Origin of the sequence: Streptococcus suis YS56 (assembly GCF_000440115.1) — a bacterium.
GTDB lineage: Bacteria > Bacillota > Bacilli > Lactobacillales > Streptococcaceae > Streptococcus > Streptococcus suis_L.
The window spans coordinates 1-20583 of sequence record NZ_ALMY01000022.1; the positions used below are offsets into that span (position 1 = coordinate 1).

The window sequence follows — 20583 nt, forward strand, 5'->3', positions numbered from 1 at the left end:
TTCCAAAGGTTCCCCAAACCTTTGGAGCTAGTCTGATTTTGATTTTCATTGAGTATGAGAACAAGGATAAGTCCACAAAGAAGGCTGTTTTATCTAAAAATTACGTCCATTTTTACCGTAACCGTATTTTTCCATAAAGTCTTGACGGAATTCCAAAAGGTTGTCATCCATGATTGCTTGACGGACATTCTTCATCAAATTAATCAAGAAGTAGAGATTGTGATAACTTGTCAAACGAATACCAAATGTCTCGTCGGCCTTAAGTAAATGGCGGAGATACGCACGTGTATAGTTTTTACATGTGTAGCAATCGCACTCTGGATCTAACGGTGTAAAGTCCTCAGCGAACTGAGCATTTTTCACTACAAGACGTCCACGACTGGTCATACAGGTTCCATTACGCGCAATACGTGTTGGTAATACACAGTCAAACATATCAACCCCACGAATTACGCCATCAATCAAGCTATCTGGTGCTCCAACACCCATAAGATAGCGTGGTTTATTCTCCGGTAAAAGAGGTGTCGTGAAGTCCAGTACAGCATTCATTTCATCGTGTGTCTCACCAACAGCCAATCCTCCAATAGAGTATCCTGGAAAATCCATGCTAACCAAATCATGAGCTGATTGGCGACGAAGATCTTCAAAACCAGCACCCTGTACAATACCAAATAAGCCTTGGTCATGCGGACGACGGTGAGCCTTGAGACCACGTTCTGCCCAACGACTTGTTCTTTCGATGGATTTTTTTACATAATCATAAGGCTGGTAGAACTGCGGACACTCATCAAAACTCATCATAATGTCAGAGCCAAGATTGTTCTGAATAGAGATAGCTTTTTCAGGTGACAGGAACATCTTACTACCATTGAGATGGTTTTTGAAGGTCACACCTTCTTCTGAGATATTGCGACTATCCGCCAAAGAATAAACCTGGAAACCACCAGAGTCAGTCAGAATCGGTTGATCCCAATTCATAAACTTGTGCAAACCACCTGCACGCGCCACCAATTCGTCACCTGGACGAAGCCACAAATGATAGGTATTGGATAGAATAATTCCTGAACCCATCGCCTTCAATTCTTCAGGTGACATGGTTTTTACCGTTGCCTGAGTTCCAACTGGCATAAACATGGGGGTTGGAAAGGTCCCGTGTGGGGTAATGATTTCGCCCAAACGTGCACCTGTGTGCTTTTCTTTCTTAATCAAGCGATACTTGATTGGAACATCTGTCATGTTTTATTTACCTCCCGCTAGGAAAAACAGTCCTAGGATATTAGTTCTGTATTCACAGTTCAGCTCTTTCATATCACACATAAAAGCACTTTACTGTGAATACAGTTTCTTAATCTTGCATGGTCTAATCCATCAGAATGTCTTAAATGTTCTCGCTTATTTCAGCGATATTTACCTTGTCTTCTACTTATTTAATAGTAAATAGACAGGCACATCACAACAAACTGACAAATTACCACAGCACCTTCCAGTCTATCAAAAAAAGCCTAGCTTGTCATCTAGAATTATGTTACAATGTTGGGTAAGGAGGTTATGTAGATGTTTACAATTTCTAATATACGTGAGCGGGCTCGCCAAACACTAAACGAGACACCTGATATCTATCAAGTGGCCGTCATCCCCGTCACTATTTCTGTTATCGTTCAGTTAATTTCTTTCTCTCGCAATAGCCTTGCTGGAGTGTCGGCTGAGGAACTTGCTAGTCCTAGCTACTTTATTTCTACCTCCTTGTTTCCAATATTTTACGGATTGCTATTAGGACTGCTGCACTTATCCATTATATGCACTATATTTCATCTTATCAAAGGGGTAAAAACTTCCACATCATTTAAAGATGCGCTGATGATTTTCAATCATAAAGATTTCTGGAAAATCTTTCGAACCTACATTTTAAAAAGTTTCTTGCTCTTCCTTTGGGGACTCCTGTTTTACCTTGGTATCGGTCTACTTATCGGTGCTGGAACGATGATTACGATTATAGCTGCATCCAGTCAAACCTTGGATCCTAATGCGCTTCCTATGGAAATCCTTGCCATACTGGGGCTAATGGCCATGGGAGGTATCCTACTTATGCTTTTAGGGTTGGCTCTCTATATTCCACAAATCTATGCTTACTCACAGATAGAATATATCTTGTTTGAACAATTGGAACGCGAAGAATATACAAGTGCCTTTTCAATCATTCGGTCTAGTCGAAAGTTGATGAAAGGTTACAAGTTTAAACGCTTTACACTTGATTTATCCTTCATTGGCTGGTTCCTTCTTGTCATTATTACATTTGGATTGGCAGGTTTATATGTATGGCCGTATCACTATGCTGCCCAAATGCACTTTCATGAAGAAATTTTAGATGATCAGGCTAAGAAAATGAGTTACGTATAAAAATAAGAGCGATATATGCTCTTATTTTTATACACGCTTTTTATGTTGATATTTAAGAAAAAAATATAGTAATAATTGGTACAAACATTTGGATTGTGTTATACTATGACTGAGGAGCGACAAAGGACTATTTTAGCCTGCTTAGCATTAGAGCAGATTTCTTCCTTTCTATTTTTACGCCATGTGTAGTAATTTGTTCCAATTCTAAGCGTTCCTCACTTAGAGTCATCCAGCAGTTCAATGGTTCATTGAGCTGCTTTTTCGATAAAAAAAAGTCGGATAAATATAACCCGACTTATTAGTATTGTTCTTTCATTTCAAGATATTCAATCTTGATACATTTATTCATGACAATATCGTTACGACCTGCCTGACGCAACAGTTTTTCTGCTTCTTGACTTTCTAAACCAAGTTGAGCCCAGAAAACTTTGGCGTTCGACTGGATAAATTCCTGTGCTACCTCTGGTAAAAATTCACTTCTACGGAAAACATCTACAATATCAATAGGTTGGTCAATCTCTGCTAGACTACTATAGACCAACTCGCCTAAAATAGTCCCACCAGCAGCCTTGGGATTAACTGGAATAATTTTATAGCCCGCTTCCTGCATGAGCTTGGAAACGCGGTAGGCTGCTGTCTCTTCTCGACTAGACAAACCGACCACCGCAATAGTCTTAGCATTTTTCAAATAGTCAAAGATAATGTCCTGACTAGGATTTTGGAAGGAATAAGACATAGAGACCTCCTTTAATGTATATTAAATGTTAGAATCAATAAAAGCTTAATGAATAGAGAACACTATAACATAATCTTGTCAGTTCATCTAGAATAATCTAACTAGTTATCGTCATTTAGTATTTCTTTTATTACTTCGTTAACTCGCCTTGCCTAACTCCAGTTATGCCTGCGGCTCGTTGCCTAGTACTAAAAGTAAACTAAAAGACTATACTAACTTAGCTTGTTTATCCTGATTATTTTTTAGCAATTTGGTACACAACATCCTTAACTTGGCCGATAACCTTTTTAAGATTGGTACGCTTTTTATCATCTCCTGGTTCTAAGGAATAATAGATTGAACCAACAACCACGGAGTCATCATAAGCAGCTGTCGATTCCATCCGATAAAAAGTCAGACGAGCTAATTTTTGATCTGTTAATAACTGTCGCCCAACCTGCCATTCCTGACCATTGATTGTGACAACCATCTTTTCACTGAAAGAATGATTTGTTTCAACCATCCGTGCTTCTAATTCCTCCGGCATCATATTGCGACCGTCTTCCAATGGAGACTGATTAAAAGCATTGATATTATAGAGTTGGACCATGTAATTGCTGGAACCTTCTTTAACATCATAGACTGCAGCGACTGTCTCATCCTGAGTATTTTCTGCATTAATTGTCCAAGTAGATGGCACATCATAATAACGGAAATATTCCTTGATATTCCCATTTTCATCTTTTTCAGCAACACCATTATTGGCCGCATAAATCTTGTGGCCTTTTTGTGTTTCGTCAGCAGGTGGTGTACTATTAACAGCTACAAGCTCTGCATTTGCTAACACATTGAACTGTTCGTTCGTAGTATCCTGCTTTTCTTGCAAAATCGGTAAAGTGGTTGAAAACTCTTCCCCTGAAGAAGCTGGTGTTTTCTCTGCCTTCTGCGATGTTTTTCCGCAACCTGCGAGCAGAAGACTACATAGACCAATACAAAGAACTATTTTTTTCATACTCTTCCTTTCTTACTTAGCTTCATACCATGTCGGTCCCTCATTTTCATCCGCAATCAATGGTACAGACAGGCTAATCGCCGATTCCATGGTCTCTTTTACCATAGCTTTTACCGTTTCTAGCTCTGCCACTGGGACTTCCAAAACAATCTCATCGTGTACTTGCAATAACATACGTGTCGCAAGACCTGCTTCAGTCAAAGCCTTGTCAAGATTAATCATGGCTACTTTGAGAATATCTGCGGCCGAACCTTGAATTGGTGAGTTGATGGCTGTTCGTTCCGCAAAATTACGGACATTGAAATTGCGAGAGTTTATATCTGGTAATTCACGACGGCGTTTGTAAATCGTCTCTACATAACCCTTATCACGTGCCTCACGAACAATGGTTTCCATGTAATTCTTAATTCCTGGGAAGCGTTCAAAATAGGTATCGATATAGGCTTTAGCTTCCTTACGTGTAATCCCCAAGTTATTGGATAGACCGAAATCTGAAATACCATAGACGACACCGAAGTTTACAGCCTTGGCATTCCGACGATCATTTGGTGTCACATCCTCAGCTTTTTCGATACCGAAGACCCGCATAGCTGTCGAAGTATGAATATCTGCACCTTGCTGGAAGGCCTCAATCAAATGCTGGTCCTGAGAAATATGAGCCAAGACGCGCAATTCAATCTGTGAATAGTCCGATGCTAAAAGGACACTATTTTCAAGCGATGGCACAAATGCCTTACGAATCAAGCGCCCTTGTTCTAGACGAACAGGAATATTCTGCAAGTTAGGGTCCGTCGAAGATAGGCGACCTGTTTGTGTCAAATCCTGTACATAGCGGGTATGGATCTTACCATCTTCTAAAATGGCATCCTGCAAGCCGACTACATAAGTTGATTGAAGCTTGGTAATCTGACGGTATTCCAAGATTTTTGAAACAACTGGTGCAATTGGCGCTAAGCGTTCTAAGACATCCACTGCTGTTGAATAGCCTGTCTTGGTCTTCTTGGTATATTCCAACGGTAGGCCCATATCTTCAAAGAGAATGGTCCCAAGCTGCTTAGGCGAATTGATATTAAATTCCTGACCAGCTAGTTCATAGATTTCCTTGGTCAACTGGTCAATCAAAACTTCGTTTTCAGATTGCATAGTTTTGAGAGTCTCAGCTTCCACTTTAATACCAGCAATTTCCATCTTGGCTAAAACATTTGCCAGTGGCAACTCCATGTCAAACAAAAGATCTAATTGCTGATTTTCTTCTAATTTGGTCAACATCGGCTCTTCTGTCTCAATCAAAACCTGAACCTTACGTGCCAAGTGTGGGAAAAAGACCTCGCGTTCTGGCAAGTCTAACTTAGCACCCTTGCCATAAACTGCCTCATCTGGAACAAGACTGGTCTGACCATAGAGGTTGGCAATGGTTGTTAGGGAGTTGTCCTCAACGGTGGAAAGCAAGTATTTGGCTAGACGGCTATCGAAAGTAGCTGGAGGTAGCGTAATCTCTTTTCGGTCGAGAAGCACTTTTCCACGCTTAAAGTCATAGGTTTTTATGGTTTGGTTTTCTAAAAAGTCACGCAAGACTGGACTATCAAGTAGCTCAGGCCCTCCGACATAGATTTTCTCCTTATCCCCCCAAGCTAAACCAACCAAATCCTCTCGGTGATAATTTTCACCCAAGATTTCAAAATAGAAAAACTGGTCTTTTTCGAGCATAGCGGGGCTGATTTCCGTTACGATTTGGAAATCGAGTACCGCTTCCTCTTGCGAGCTGGTCGTACCTAACTGAGCCCTTAATTGCTTGAAGCCCATGTCATCATAAAATTGTCCCAGTTCATCTACCTTAGGGCCTTGATAAACAATGTCATCCAGACCAATTTCGATTGGTGCCTGAGTATCAATGGTAGCAAGTGTACGAGATAGGAAGGCCTTCTCCTTATCAGCAATCAGGTTTTCCTTCATCTTAGAAGCCTTCATGCTGTCGATATTTTCGTAAATGCCGTCCAGTGACCCATGTTCAATCAGGAGTTTGAGGCCTGTTTTTTCACCGATTTTGGTCACGCCAGGGATGTTATCGGACTTATCGCCCATGAGGGCCTTGAGGTCGATAAACTGAGCGGGGGTGATACCCATTTTTTCCATGAGGTAGGCTGGGGTAAATTCTTCGAATTCGGCTACGCCTTTCTTGGAAATTTCGACTACGGTGTTCTCATCAGTCAGCTGGATCAAGTCCTTGTCACCGCTGACAATGGTCACATCGAAAGGAATGTCTGTCCGCTCTGCCATTTTGTCCAAGGTACCGATAATATCGTCTGCCTCGTACTGAGCTAGCTCATAGTGCTTGACCCCCATGGCATCCAACATCTGACGGATAAAAGGAAACTGCTCACGGAATTCGTCTGGAGTCTTGGCACGACCTGCCTTATAGTCTGCATACATCTCCGTACGGAAAGTGGTCTTCCCAGCATCAAAAGCCACGAGAATATGGGTCGGTTCAATCCGCTTCATCATGTGGTCTAGCATGAGATTGAAGCCGTAGATAGCATTGGTGTGAAGACCTGTCGGACTCTTAAAACGATCAATTTGATTATAAAGTGCAAAGAAAGCACGGAAGGCTACCGAAGAGCCATCGATTAATAATAATTTATTTTTTTTCATGTCTCTATTATAGCATGAAACGTATGTTTTAGTGGACTAGGGAGGGCTGAAATAATAGAAAATCCCAGTCAGTGACTAGGATTTCTCTTTTCGATAATAAATGTTCTTTGCGACTACTAAACTATGTGGTTTTTCATATTCTTGATCTAGGTAAGATTGGTAGGTTCCTGGAGCAATGAAACCGCGCAAGCCTAGGACATCTGTTCCTGCTTGACCGATTACTGAATCAGCCAAAAGGACGCAGTTGGTTGAGAGGACAAAGTAGGTTTTGAATTTTGATTTTTTAAATTTGAAAAGAGCTGCCCCAATTGCCTCTTTCATGCGGTAGGCATACATTTCGATAGGCTGGCCGTCTGGCCTTCTAGAGACCTTTTCCGCACTTGGTTGCCATGGAAGCAGTAAACCTTCTATTTCAGCTAGTCGCGTTTCTACCGCTTTTTCCTGCTCAGAACTCAATGCCAATTGATAGCCCAACATAGTCATTCCTTCTTGGTTACAAAAATCAATGTAGGCCTGACGCTCAGCTTTAAACAAAACTCCGTCACCAATTGCACCACCCAAACGCTCTGACAGGACATCGTATGAACCAAAACCGTAGACCTGCCCTTTGTAACTCAAATCAACATGCCCAACTGCTCCGAACCCTTCTTCTCCAACGTGTACAAAGACTTCTAATGCTGGAAGCTCCGCAATTTCTTTGTGGCGGTTATAGATAGATTGAGCCGTTTGTCCCTTATTATCCGCCAAGTAATCATTGACTTTTTGCAGGGTCATACGAGGAATCAAAGCTGCTAAAAATAAAGGTAGGGGCAAACGGACATGGCGCTTAAGATTTTGTTGCTCAATAGCCTCTTCAAACAAGAAGCCATCACGCAGATTAGTTAGTCCGTACAAGACCAGATACCCACCGATGACAATTGTTTGAACAACTAGCTGTGTGCCTGATACGAAGAGAGAGGCGATGCCTAACAGGGATAGCCAAACTCCGTCAATCAAAAAACGAATCCGTGGCTGCACCCCATCTTTTCTATATAGATAGAAAGTAATGAAATTAATGACTGCCGTAAAAAGCTGGTAAATCCCTATAAAAATAGCTGCAAAATAGAGAGGAATTTGAATAGCCAAATCAATACTTGCCAAAATGCCAAATAATACTGCTTTTCCCACTAGGGCAAGCACACTTTCACTCGATTTCTTCTTTCTGAAAAATATCATGCTTAATTCATATAAAGCCAAAAAGAATAAACCTGCGTGAACAAATCGAAGAATCAGTCCTGGAAATTGCCAACCAGAAATTAAAAATCCAATACCGATGAAGACTAAAATCAGACCTTCTCCAACTAATTTCCGACCTGTTAATCCTAAATCACTTATTTTTTTCATGAGATGATTATAGCATACTTATAGACTTGTGTTTACAGAAAAATCCTAGATACACTAGGATTTTTGAATCGCAAGACTGTCGTTCTCTTTTTAAAATTCCTTCCAAACCCAGACTGTGCCTCGCTCTCCCATTTCAAGGCTCGGGTTAAAACAGTCTATTCCCAGACTGTGCCTCGCTCTCCCATTTCAAGGCTCGGGTTAAAACAGTCTATTCCCAGACTGTTTTAATCAACCGACTTCAAGGCCTCCAACATATCCACCTTTCTCAGGTGATGATTTACATAGATACCAAGGGCGGCTAGAATTCCGATAATGGCTAGAATTGGAATGGCATAAACTTCCAGACCGACTGCTGGATTGAAACGAATGCTATCTGAACCAATCATGGCAAGAAGGAGCTTGTGGAGATAAATACCGCCAATCAGCCCAACTCCCATACCAATCAAGGAAAGGACAATAGTTTCCCGATAAATATAGAGGGTCACTTCCTTATTATGAAAGCCCAGAACTTTTATGGTCGAAAGTTCTCGAATCCGTTCTGACATATTGATGATGGTCAGGTTGTAGAGGATAACCAGACCAAGCAGGATAGACAAGACCACCAAGATAGTCATAATGGTCTGTAGTGAGCCTGCAATAGTGGTCAGCATGGACATGAGGGAGGTATTTTGCACCAGACTTCTGACCGCTGGCATGGCCAATAACTGGCTAGAAATCGTTTGAACATGGCTGGTCTGGTCATCTTTCAGCTCTATCAGATAGGCATTAGCAGTCTTTTGCTTGCCCGTCACTTGCTCATAATAGCCTCTAGTCATATAGATAAAGTGTCCTGCATACATATCCGCCACAGCAGCAACCCTGACCTGCACTTCCTTATCCTCCAAGGTCAGTGATAGCTTGTCTCCACCTGTCACACCGTAGATTGCTGCGAGTTTTTCTGTAAGGACAATACCCCTGCCACTCAGTTGAATAGGCTGACCTGTTGATGTTTCAAGACTGACTAGATTTCCTAGATCCTGACGGTCTGAAATAAAGAGGCTGATTGATACATTCTTTCTTTGGCCATTTGTCTCCACTGTTTGATGGACTTGTTCAAAAGCCACTGGCAAGGATTGACCAACTTGATTTGACTGGAGAAAATCTGTTAAATCATCTAAATCCTTCTCCTCTGCTCTGCTATTTTCCACTACCAACATATCATAGTGGATCAGCTCCCCAAACTGCCGTTGGACAACACCTGAGATAGAGGAACGTATGCCCAGACCGCCAAAGAGGAGGGCGACTGTCCCTGCCACACCAAAGATGGTCATGAGCATGCGGAGCTTGTAGCGGAAGATGTTTCGGGCAGTCACCTTGTGGGTAAAGCTCAGGCGAGACCAGATGGCTGGCCATTTTTCCAGCCAAATGCTAGAGCCAGCAGCTGGAGGTTTAGGAAGCAGGAGCTGGGCTGGCTTCTCTGTCAATTCTCTCCGAGCTACCAGATAAGCTGGAAGAACGGAGGAAATCAAAGAAAGCAAGAGGGCCAGACCTGTCCAAAGTGGATAAAAGTGGAGCTGGGCAGACCCGATGACTGTGGTCTGGGTGATAATGCTTGAAATGATAGGAGATAGGACAAGATTCCCCATCAGTATGCCAACAAAGGTACCAAGGAGACCGGCAGCTAGTCCATAAAGAATGAACTTGCCCATAATCTGACCATTGGTATAGCCAAGTGCCTTGAAGAGCCCTGACTGGGTCCTCTCTTCATCAACAAATCGGGCCATAGTGGTAAAGGTAACTAGAGCTGCGACCAGATAGAGAACTACTGGAAAGACATTGCCTACTGCCGCAATGGACTTGGTCGCATTGCTATAGGTGGTGTAGCCATCTCCACCGGGGAGGCTGGTCCGACTGTAAATCTGATAGGGAGATTTTTCTAATTTGCTCAAGTCAGATTTGGCCTGGGCAATCTCTGTTTGGGCTTGGCTGATTTCTTGGTTGGCTTCCGCTTGTTTTTCTGATAATTGGGATTGAGCCTGAGCTAATTCCTTGTCTGCTTCTTCCAATCGCAATTCTTCTTGACGCAGTTTCAAGTCAGAAGATACCAACTGACTGACACCCCATTCATAATCTGAAACGCCCTTTTGATAGGCTGCCAGACCTTGCTCATACTGAGCTAAACCAGCCTGATAGTGGGCCAAACCAGTCTGGTATTCCTGATTCCATGATTGATAGTCCGCTAGGCTTGCTTCATATTCTGCAACCTTTGATTGGTAATAATCATAATTATTGATATAGTCTTGGTTGGCTTGCTCATAGTTAGCTTCAAGTTGATCTAAGCGAGCTTTTTCTGCGTCCAAGGCTTCCTGTCTAGCCAATAAGTCAGGATAGTCAGATAAGGTTTGGCCAGCTTGAACTTGATTGGCAATCAGCTGATTTAAACTTTGTTGGTTTTGGTACCAGTTGGCACGACCAGTTGAAATTTGAGAAGCCGTTTGACTGAGCTGGGCATTTTGCCTATCCAATTCAACTTTTGCCGTATCTAAACGCTGAACCGTTTGGTCCAAATACTCTTGGTTTCCTTCTAGAAATGAAGCCGTCTGGTCTAGCTTGGCCTTGCGACTATCCAGCTCTTTTTTACTTTCATCCAATTGAAACTTGGTTTGCAACAATTGGGCAAGGACAGCTCGTAATTCTTCCTCTGATTGTAAAAGCTTAGCCCGTCCACGCGCAAATTCACTGCGACTGCTTGCAACTTGTTCCTGCCCAGAGGCCAAATCTTCTGCCGCTTGATCCAGCTGAGATTGAGCTTGAGCAATTTCTTTTTCTCCTTGGGAAATTTCCGTCTGCCCTTCTACTTGAATGGATTCCAACCGCTGTTCATCATTATCTGCCAATAACTTTTCTAGCTCTTCTTGATGTTGGTCCAGTTTCTCCTGATAGGCCTGACTGTAGTAAGGCAAATTTGCCAAATCATCATAGATAATTCTAGCAATGGTAAAGACTTCCGATTGAAAAACATCCTCTGCAACAACTCCATAGCCTGTCAACTGACCATCTCCACTTGCGGCCATGCCCATGGTTTCATTGTCCCAAATTTCCGCCGAAGCCACAAAACCGACAACGGTAAAGGTCGTTTGGGTCAGGATGGTGCCATCCTTATCAGGCTCGGTTACTTGAAATGGATCTCCTATTTGATAGCTTTCTTGTAAGGAAGGAGACAGAGCAATTTGCCCCTTTTGACTGGGCAATTCCCCTGCTACTAGCTTATAGGTCGATAGGGTCTTGGGTCCTGAAAACAACCGAATTGCAGTCTGTCCTTCATTAGTAACCACATCTTTAAAGTAGCCCGCTTCAAGAGTAGCACCTTCTATCGTCTCTAATTCGTCAAGGTCAGCTTGACTAAGTCCCAGACCTGAAATTACCGCCAAATCCATCGTTCGATGACTGGCTATATAGGCTTGGGCCGTCTTTTCCATATTGGGAGCTGTTACTTTCAGACCTGTCAAAGCTAGAGCTCCTAGCATCATCAGGCTAAAAATGGATAAAAAACGTCCCTTGGAAGAAAGCAGAGATTGCCTCATATCCTTCCAGTAGATTTTCTTTTTCATCATGTCACCCACTAATATTCTAGACTAGCAATATCCTGCGGATCTGCGTTCAGCTCAACAGAGTGCACACGGGCATCCCGCATTCGAATGACTCTATCTGCAATAGGTGCCAAAGAGCTATTATGGGTAACGATAATCACCGTAGCTCCTTGCTTGCGGGACATATCTTGTAGGATTTGCAAGACCTGCTTACCTGTTTGGTAGTCCAGAGCACCTGTCGGTTCATCGCAAAGCAAAATTTTAGGCTTTTTGGCAACAGCACGGGCAATGGCAACCCGTTGTTGCTCACCACCTGAAAGCTGGGCAGGGAAATTATTGATTCGGTGACCGAGTCCGACCTGTTCCAAGACCTCCTCGGCATCCAAGGCATCCTTGACGATTTCTGCAGCCAGTTCCACATTTTCCTTGGCGGTCAGATTGGCAACCAAGTTATAAAATTGAAAGACAAAACCTACATCATCTCTACGATAATTGGTCAGTTCATGACTGGAAAGCTTGGCAATATCCACACCGTCAATCCAAACCTCCCCCTCGTCATTGCTATCCATGCCACCTAAAATATTGAGCAGAGTGGATTTGCCCGCACCCGATGAGCCAAGAATGATGACCAGCTCCCCCTTTTCAATCTCAAAAGACACGCCGTCATTGGCCACAATGGTCGCATCCCCCATTTGATAGTATTTCGACGAATTCTTTACTTGGATGTAGGACATGACACACCTCGCTTCTTCTCTTCCTAACAACTGTATTCTTACTACTTATTATAGCACAAAAGAGGGATTCTCACCCTCTCTGATTATCTATTATACTTGGGCAATAGCAGAGCCACCATAGAGTTTCAACTCTTCTCTGATCGTTTGGTAGTAGTAACAATCAAAGGCCTTCCAAGCCTGCCTGCTAGTCTCACTCAACCGCAGATCGCCCAGTCCAACCAAAAAACTGGTCGAACGGTAGAACTTCTCAATCGCAATCAGTTCTGAATTGCTGACCGACTTGGCCTCCGACAATATGCGTATCGTCTCAGTCAAATTATGTTGGAACCGTTGCTCATCAGCTGTTCCTACTTTATCTGCTTGAAAGGCCTGATTCAAGTTTTGAATGAGGGCCAAAACGTCTTGAATAATCTGTGTCTTTTCCATAAAAGACCCTCCTTGTTTTTGATAAATTTAGTATATCAAATTAGACAAAAATATTCAAGTCCTTTGTAGAATTCCTTGATTTATATTTGTGTTGATATTATAATTATAGAAAATAACACATTTATACATCTATCCGTCGCCATTTCTCCCCTGGAGGTATCTATGTTTCAAATTGAAGGAAAGCTATTTTTCCGTAGCAAGAAAAACTTGGTCGCTATCTTGGTCTTGTTGATTGCTATCCTGTCTAGTTCCCTTCTAGCAGGCTACCACAATCAGCAAGCCAAATTAAAGGTCATCCAGAACTATGAACAGTCTATCCGAAATTTTGAAAATATCATACAAGATTTGGAAACACAGTATCAGAATCAAACTCTCAGCGAAGAAGATTATCAGGCTGAAAAAACATTCTTTACAGACTATATTGCCAACCACCAAAAGGAGATTGAGGCGGTCAAACAGGAGGACTGGACCTATTTTTATAAGAAAAATATCCAGCACTATCAGAAGGATGGACAGTATATCAGCCTTTCCTACCGAAGCTATGAATTTACCCCACAAACCATCGAAAATACCTTCTTGATGTCCAAGTATCTGCTAGAAAAAGAGATACCATCAGCCTTTCCATCTGAGCTTTACCTAACAGCCTTTGAACATCCCAAAACACCAACAGATAGAGAAATCGTCAAGAGCCTGGGCCAGCAGGCCTTAAAAGGAACCAGTCATGAAATCTGGCAGGGTCAAAAACAGCTAGGCCTGGTCATCACCCTTCCTCTCTTTCTCCTAGCTTTCACCAATTTTTTCATCAAAGACCAGCAGGGAACCAGCCGGCAGATTCGCCTTTTACAGACCCTAGGGCTGACTAGGAGTCAGATTACGCGAAACAAGTATCTAGCCTTTCTGGTACTATATACTGCTCTTTTTCTCACCTTCTATCTTAGCCAGTTTCTCATCGCTTTTTTGCTAAATGGCAATAGTAGCTGGATCTATCCCGTCACCACCTATATCAGTAAGGGAATTGATTTCAGCCTGATCCAAACAGCTATCAAACCTATTTACCAAGTCATCTTGCTGGCCTATGGCATGCACTATCTCTACCTTCTATTTTTGCTGGGAGTGGCACAGACCTTGGCTAGAGTCTTAAAAAATGGACTGGCTGGACTGGTTGTCACACTAGGACTTGTCATCTCTGCCAACTTCTATCCCCATATCTTCAATCCATTTAGCCTATGGAAGGCAGGCAATCTGGCGGACGGAAGTGCTATCATCTACCATCAATTAACAGGATATAGCATTCCAAAAGTCTTTACGGTTCTTCTCATCAGTAACCTGCTCATCTATTGCCTGCAATTCTATCTCCTGACAAGAAAAAGTGAGGTCTAACCATGCGATTATCCATTCACAATTTGTGCAAATCCTACGGGAAAAAGAAGATACTAGACCAGCTAAACCTAGAACTGGTGGAGCCTGGAATCTGGGCCTTGATTGGACCAAACGGTTCTGGAAAGACAACCCTCCTAGACTGCATTGCCAACCTGCAAACCGTTGATTCGGGAGAGATTTCAATAAATGGCAAAAAGCACGATAATCCAACTGTCTACCAAACCTTTGCCTACCTGCAGGACAACCGTGTCCTCTACCCTGAATTGACTGGGCTGGAGCATTTGCGATTGGTCCAGACTATCCAAGATTTACCAAAAGAACGGATTGAGGAAGTCATCCAAGAAATCGGCATCCGTGATTATGTGAAGATCCCTGTCAAAAATTATTCCCTGGGAATGAAGCAACATCTCCTGCTGGCTATCGGTATTATGAACAAGCCCCAGGTCATGCTTTTGGATGAACCCTTGAACGGCTTGGACCCGACCAGTTACATCCAGACCCGAAAGCTACTCCAGAAACTAGCCAAAAATGGTTCAACCATTATCGTGTCTTCCCACCAATTAAACGAAGTGGACCAACTAACCGACCAACTCCTCTTTCTCAAACAGGGAAAAATCATTGAGTGGAAACTGGAACAGGTCGGGCGACAATATGCCATTCAGACTAGTGACAATCAGACAGTTTATCAGAAACTTGGGCAAGTGGAGGGACTGACTTTGACCAATGATAGCATACAGGTAGACACGAGTATTCACAGTCTGCATTTCTATCTAGACCAGCTCATGACTTGTCAGGTGGAAATATTGGATATTAGCGTTCAGGAGCACCAGTCCGAAGAAATCTATAAAGAACTATTTGAATAGGGAGGCTTGACCATGAATCTACTGCTCCTTTTCATTCTACGACTGAAACGTAATGCTATTTTTCTAGCCCTCATGACCACTGTGGCTCTTATCCCACTTGCTCTGTCCTATCGGAATGTCCTAGAAGCCGAAAACCTGCGCTTTGAGGATCGAACCCGTATCATACAAGTCAAAAAAGAAGCTGAAATTGTCTTGTATGCTGACGATAAGAAAGCCCAAGCCTTAGACCAGGAAAGCCTGGATTATTATAAAAAACTCTTGGAACTGACGACCACCTACTTAGAAAAGGAACATATCCAAGGAAAAAGTCAGGAGGTCTTGGAAACGGAGTTAGAACTCTACCAGACCATGCAAAACTGGGAGGCAAAGGGGCACAATATCAATCATTTTACAAACAGCGAACTGGCAGAACGTATCACAGTCTATAAAAAAGTTTTAGAGCAAACTCTGACCTTTCACTACCCTACTGCTCCCAAGGATTTTTATCTGACCTTGTTACAATTTCTTCCAGCTAGTAACTATATGATTCCTCTCGTCATCTGCTGTCTCTTAGTCTGGCTCCTGCTGACCGACCTCTCCAAACATCGTGGTCTCCTCTTTATCAACGGACTATCCCCTGGTCAATATGCCTCTAGCCTGACCTTACTTGCTCTTCTCCTCCAAGTTACTATCTATGCCCTCATCCTGTTCATGCTACTTCTATTTGCACATCAGTTCCAATTTACCTTCCAAGAACATTATCCCATTCTGATTGGCACAAATCCTCAGTCTACCATAACAGTAGGGAAGCAGTTGCAGAAACTCCTGCTAGAAATGGCTGGTGTGACCGTTTTCTATCTGGCTGTTATCCGATTAGCAACTGCTAAAATCCTAGAAAAGTATAAACGAAAATAAGCCACTCTGATTAGGGTGGTTTTTTGAAAGCAAAAAACGATGCCTGTTCAGACACCGTTTAATTTATTATTTGACAGCTTGCAAAGCCGCATCATAGTCGGGATGTTCGTTGACATTGTCCAAGTATTCTACATCGAACTGGATGAATTTGAACAAATGCAATCAAATACTACCTACTTAGACATATAGTATCTGTTGCAATAGACTGTAAATTTTTGTCATGTGAAACGATACAAATTATTTTTCCTGATTCTTTTAATTCTAATAGCATCTGTATGAATTCTTTTCTAGATTGCTCATCTAAATTACTAGTTGGCTCATCAAATACAAAAACCTGCTTATTTTTTTGGACCAAGGCTCTCAGTATCAATAATCGTTGTTGCTGACCCAAAGATAAATTTTTCCCTTGAGAATTTACTTGATAATTATGGTGTAATCCTAAAAATCTATTAAAATCAAATTTATTTATATGAGAATTTGTAAATAAATCAAAGTACATATTATGCATCACTGTTCCAGCAAACAATCTATATTCGTTTGAGTAACTACTAACATATTGTGTTATATCTGTATGTTTTAAAGTCCCAAACGTTTTCTCATTTAAACATAATTCACCTGATGTAGGACTTAGAATACCTTGCAACACTTTTATCAATGTCGATTTACCCGCCCCATTATCTCCTTCTATCAAATAAATATTTCCTTTTTCCATTGTAAAGGATAAGTTTTGAAAAACAACTTTTTCATCAAATTTGATAGACAATTGTTTTAATTCAATTGTTTCAATTGTATCAATATCAATACTTTGATTTTCCACTTCTTTCTCAATCATTGCGTTTTCAAAAGTAATAAAATCTAGTGAATATTTTGACTTGTAGTAAGAGACCAAATTAGTTAGAAGGGGTTGTAAAATAGTTGATAGTAACAATAGCAATAATACAATATTGGAAAAAACTAGTATGGATGAGCTTGTAAAATATAAATGTGAAGACAATAATAGAAAACTAGTTGTAAAAACTGTAAATAGTTGGACAGATATAGTAATTTCTGTGTTTAACACAGCTGAATCTAATTTTACTTGCAATAACTCATCAATTCTACGTTCAAATTCCTCCTTAAAATCATCAGATTTATCAAAGGTTAAAATATCATAAATACCATCTAAAGAACTTTCTACCAAATAGGTGAAATTTGAACTTTTAGTAACCATGTTACGTTGATTATTTTCAACTTCTATCAACCGATACCTGTTATAGATAAAAAGAAAAGCAAGCGATACAAGTGTCACCAAAAAAATTTTAAAATCAAGAAATCCTAATATTCCAAGGGAAAACAATAATATTGAAATATAAATATTCAGATAGAATTTTTGAAAAATACCTGAAATAGAAGATAATAAATTCCAAAAATATCCCATAACATAATCATAATTTTTAGTCGTGTCAAATTTCTCTATTTTATCGACATAGTAGTCATATAAGACCTCTCTCATGAGCTTGTTTTCAATTTCAGTTTTTAATTTTATCTCTAAGCTGGAAATCAATTTGAAAATTAATAAACTGCATAAAACAATTACAACAATGAAAATTTGATTACTAATAGGCATCGAAAAAATATTACCAACTATAAATTGAAGCACCAATGACATCATAATAGGTAAGACAAGCTTTAGAATACCATAGCACCACAAAGTGATTTTCTGTGCTCTAGGTATAGTTCCAATAAACTTACGATATAAATCTACCTTATCTCCATTTTTGATGATACTTTCGAACTTTGGCAATGTCTTTTTATTTCCAGTTGGTATTAGAACAATTCCTGAAAATTGCGATAATAAGTCATTAAAACTTATATGAGTAAAAGATACTTGCTCGGGGTCAGATATAGTGAAAGAACCTTCATTATAGCCCAGTAAGACAATATAGTGCGATAACCCGCCTCTATTTACAACTGCAATAGCTGGGAATTCTAGTTGTTTTAATTTCTCCACTTGCTCCACTTGAAATGAATCAGATTCTATATGGAATTGACTCAAAGTCTCTTCAATATCTAATAAGGACATACCTTGATCATTTTTTACATCAAAAATTGTGTCAATATTCTCTGGAAATATATCATAATGAGACAAGACCGTCTTGATACAAGCCAAGCCACAATCCAACATAGAAACCTGTTTATGATGAGTAATCATCTTAATCACCCTTTCTGATGCTAACATCGGCATAGGCATCTATTTTGAGAATACTTGCCTTATTAGCTCCTTCTTCAGGAACTTCTAGTAACTTTGCCCCACTATTCAACTTGACATCATATCCTCCATCGTAACTTCGAGGCAGAGTAATATCTACAGTACCATTCCATGTATCAACATAAACTTCTTTAAATGTAGCACCTTTTGCCAATTCAATTTTTGCTTTTAAACTACTCTTCCCACTTGCGACGGTAACTAACTTAAAACCCTTTTTACTCAATGGTATATAAGCATCATTTGTACCTATATCCGCCTTCTCAAGTGTTGACATTGCTGTTTCAGAAATTTTCCCTGTCAAACTAATCATCGTCACCTCATTGTCAGTCTCCACAATTTCAAGTTCAAAAGGTTGTTCGCTACCATAGATTTCAATAGTATTAATTTCTTTGCTTGTTACAGTCCAAGACTTAGCAATCTCTACATCTGTTTTGTCACTCTCTAAACTTAGGTAAATCGCTACTCCTAAAAAAGTAATGATTAAAATGAAAAATGGAATTATTTTTTTCATTACAAGTGCCCTCCTTAAACTATTTAAACTCCCTACTAGAAAAAAGTAAGTACGAACTCAATAAATAGACAACGCTAAATATCAATGCAATAAGACTAGACGGAGTAAAAAATTCTGTTTGATTAGTGATTAACTTTACCTGATTAAATAGAAAGAAATGAGAAAAGACATCATTTGCCAAAAGACTTGTTGTAACATACGAAACTAAATTATCAAACATCAAGACAATCATGGTATAAATAAGGTAGGCTTGATAAATCTTATCTACATACTGAAAAATGAACAGACATAGTAGCGAAAAACAGAGATGAAATGGCAATTGTTTAATAAGCAGGTCAAATGATTCACTCACATCTACTTGTCCATTCAAAAAAATTCTACATACAATTACTGTAACAAACAGTAAAAGTGTATATGCAAAACACAGGGACAAGGTTTCAAACAATTTATAAAGGTAAACTGAAAAACGAGAGGAACTTTTTATGATTGCATGGTTTATGGTGCGATTGGTAAATTCTTCTCCCCAAACTAGATTACAAGCACTTGAGAAGAATAGAGGAATAAACCCTGCCACTGAAGATAAAATAATGGTAATACCTCCTTGTCCATCAGTTTCTCTCATCAGATAAGCGAAGAGTACTCCTAAAAGAATCACCAGAGAGACTGGAAAAAATAAACTTCTTTCTTTCCATACCCTATAAAAGTCTGCTTTCACTTTATGGAACATGTGGAACCTCCTCTCTTGCAATCAAAGATAGATAATAGGATTCAAAACTCGGTTGAAATTTAATGATTTCCTCGATTTGAATCTCATTTTTCCGTAAACAATCAATAATCCAGCTAGTTGATTTCCCAATTTCTGAAAGCTCAATTCCTTCTTCGGTCACTATCGCCTCAATTCCCTCGGAAAGTAACACTTCAAGTGCTTCATGCTCCTTATCCACTCTAACAATACGTTTGGTTTGAAGTAAGTTTTGCAAGGCATCTTTTTGTATTATTTGCAACACTTTTCCTTTGCTCATGATGATATACTTGTCAACGACTAAGTCTAATTCAGACAAGATATGGCTTGAAACTAGAATGGTCATACGATATTCATTTTTCAAAAGCAGAAGAATCTCACGAATTTCCTTAATACCCACAGGGTCCAGACCGTTTATTGGCTCATCTAATATAAGTAGTTTGGGCCAATCACAGATAGCCAAGGCTATTGCTAAACGTTGCTTCATTCCAAGAGAAAAATCTTTCACTTTTTTCTTAGAATCTACACCCTCAAGTCCAACCATACGTAAAAGATTTTTGACTTTGTCTTTATCCGTTCCGATTCCTAAACCAATCATTTGAACACGAAGATTGTCGCCTGCAGATAAATGGGGATATAGAGCAGGTGACTCTACTATACAGGAAACAGCTTGACTCTCTAAACCGCTTATTTCTCCAGAATTACTCGAAATCAATCCTGCAAGAATTCGGATTAAGGTAGTCTTGCCAGCACCATTTTCTCCCACTAGACCACAAATTTCTCCACAGTTAATATCAAAACTAATATTGTCTAGAACTTTTTGCTTTCCGTAAGTTTTGGATACTGCCGTAACATTTAATAATGTATTTTCCATAACAACCTCCTAAAAAGAAAAGTCGATAGAAAAGTGACAAACTATCGACCAGTCAAGTTATTAAATTATTTGGTGAACGGAACCATGTAAACTAATCCCAGCAAAGGAAACCGATTCCATACCAATAGTATAGACAAATTTGACCAGCTGTTATTTTTGTTTTTTCTCTCATTTTCAATTTTCTCA

Annotated in this window: 16 protein-coding genes; 4 read left to right on the plus strand and 12 right to left on the minus strand. The window is 40.3% G+C overall.

Annotated features, from left to right (window positions below):
• Positions 1-93 precede the first annotated feature (93 nt).
• A complete protein-coding gene (gene tgt, locus SST62_RS0103150) occupies positions 94-1236 on the minus strand; it encodes a tRNA guanosine(34) transglycosylase Tgt (RefSeq protein ID WP_002935810.1) in 1143 nt (380 codons plus the stop codon).
• A 318-nt stretch (positions 1237-1554) separates the two neighbouring features.
• On the opposite strand from tgt, the gene SST62_RS0103155 reads away from it, so the two are divergent.
• The gene (locus SST62_RS0103155) at positions 1555-2397 is read left to right on the plus strand and encodes a DUF975 family protein (RefSeq protein ID WP_029186267.1); all 843 of its coding nucleotides are present in this window, start codon (positions 1555-1557) and stop codon (positions 2395-2397) included.
• A gap of 298 nt (positions 2398-2695) precedes the next feature.
• On the opposite strand, the gene SST62_RS0103160 is transcribed toward SST62_RS0103155, so the two are convergent.
• The 7 genes from SST62_RS0103160 to SST62_RS0103190 all read right to left on the minus strand — a co-directional run bounded on the left by SST62_RS0103160 (position 2696) and on the right by SST62_RS0103190 (position 12885).
• A complete protein-coding gene (locus SST62_RS0103160) occupies positions 2696-3133 on the minus strand; it encodes a CoA-binding protein (protein ID WP_014636445.1) in 438 nt (145 codons plus the stop codon).
• Between the two features lie 235 nt (positions 3134-3368).
• The gene (locus SST62_RS0103165) at positions 3369-4124 is read right to left on the minus strand and encodes a hypothetical protein (RefSeq protein ID WP_029186268.1); all 756 of its coding nucleotides are present in this window, start codon (positions 4122-4124) and stop codon (positions 3369-3371) included.
• A 12-nt stretch (positions 4125-4136) separates the two neighbouring features.
• The gene (gene polA, locus SST62_RS0103170) at positions 4137-6773 is read right to left on the minus strand and encodes a DNA polymerase I (RefSeq protein WP_029186269.1); all 2637 of its coding nucleotides are present in this window, start codon (positions 6771-6773) and stop codon (positions 4137-4139) included.
• A 75-nt stretch (positions 6774-6848) separates the two neighbouring features.
• Entirely contained in the window at positions 6849-8156 is a 1308-nt protein-coding gene (locus tag SST62_RS0103175; RefSeq protein WP_029186270.1) for a hypothetical protein, read from the minus strand.
• Between the two features lie 224 nt (positions 8157-8380).
• Positions 8381-11746, minus strand: coding sequence for an FtsX-like permease family protein (locus SST62_RS0103180; RefSeq protein ID WP_029942527.1), 3366 nt, complete (start codon positions 11744-11746; stop codon positions 8381-8383).
• Positions 11747-11757: 11 nt separating this feature from the next.
• Positions 11758-12459, minus strand: coding sequence for an ABC transporter ATP-binding protein (locus tag SST62_RS0103185; RefSeq protein ID WP_029186272.1), 702 nt, complete (start codon positions 12457-12459; stop codon positions 11758-11760).
• A gap of 90 nt (positions 12460-12549) precedes the next feature.
• Complete coding sequence (locus SST62_RS0103190) at positions 12550-12885, minus strand: hypothetical protein (protein ID WP_029186273.1); 336 nt, start codon at positions 12883-12885, stop codon at positions 12550-12552.
• 162 nt (positions 12886-13047) lie between these two features.
• Between SST62_RS0103190 and SST62_RS0103195 the strand changes: the two genes are divergently transcribed.
• Genes SST62_RS0103195 through SST62_RS0103205 form a run of 3 tightly spaced genes read left to right on the plus strand, consistent with a single transcriptional unit; the run spans position 13048 to position 16022 of the window.
• On the plus strand, positions 13048-14265 hold the full coding sequence (locus SST62_RS0103195; RefSeq protein ID WP_029186274.1) for a hypothetical protein: 1218 nt from the start codon (positions 13048-13050) through the stop codon (positions 14263-14265).
• A gap of 2 nt (positions 14266-14267) precedes the next feature.
• Positions 14268-15128 carry an ABC transporter ATP-binding protein gene (locus tag SST62_RS0103200; RefSeq protein WP_029186275.1) on the plus strand — a complete coding sequence of 287 codons (861 nt, stop codon included), beginning with the start codon at positions 14268-14270 and terminating at the stop codon, positions 15126-15128.
• Between the two features lie 12 nt (positions 15129-15140).
• Positions 15141-16022 (plus strand): hypothetical protein, encoded by an 882-nt coding sequence (locus SST62_RS0103205; RefSeq protein WP_029186276.1) that lies wholly within the window; start codon positions 15141-15143, stop codon positions 16020-16022.
• A 169-nt stretch (positions 16023-16191) separates the two neighbouring features.
• Here SST62_RS0103205 and SST62_RS0103210 read toward each other — a convergent pair whose 3' ends face one another.
• Genes SST62_RS0103210 through SST62_RS0103225 form a run of 4 tightly spaced genes read right to left on the minus strand, consistent with a single transcriptional unit; the run spans position 16192 to position 20397 of the window.
• Positions 16192-18246 carry an ATP-binding cassette domain-containing protein gene (locus tag SST62_RS0103210; RefSeq protein WP_029186277.1) on the minus strand — a complete coding sequence of 685 codons (2055 nt, stop codon included), beginning with the start codon at positions 18244-18246 and terminating at the stop codon, positions 16192-16194.
• Entirely contained in the window at positions 18215-18781 is a 567-nt protein-coding gene (locus tag SST62_RS0103215; RefSeq protein WP_029942530.1) for a hypothetical protein, read from the minus strand. The genes SST62_RS0103210 and SST62_RS0103215 overlap by 32 nt, the downstream gene beginning before the upstream one ends.
• A 19-nt stretch (positions 18782-18800) precedes the next feature.
• Positions 18801-19508, minus strand: a complete 708-nt coding sequence (locus SST62_RS0103220) for an ABC transporter permease (RefSeq protein ID WP_029186278.1) — start codon at positions 19506-19508, stop codon at positions 18801-18803.
• Positions 19498-20397: an ATP-binding cassette domain-containing protein gene (locus SST62_RS0103225; protein WP_029186279.1), complete on the minus strand. Its 900-nt coding sequence runs from the start codon at positions 20395-20397 to the stop codon at positions 19498-19500. Before SST62_RS0103225 ends, SST62_RS0103220 begins: the two co-directional genes overlap by 11 nt.
• Positions 20398-20583 lie beyond the last annotated feature (186 nt).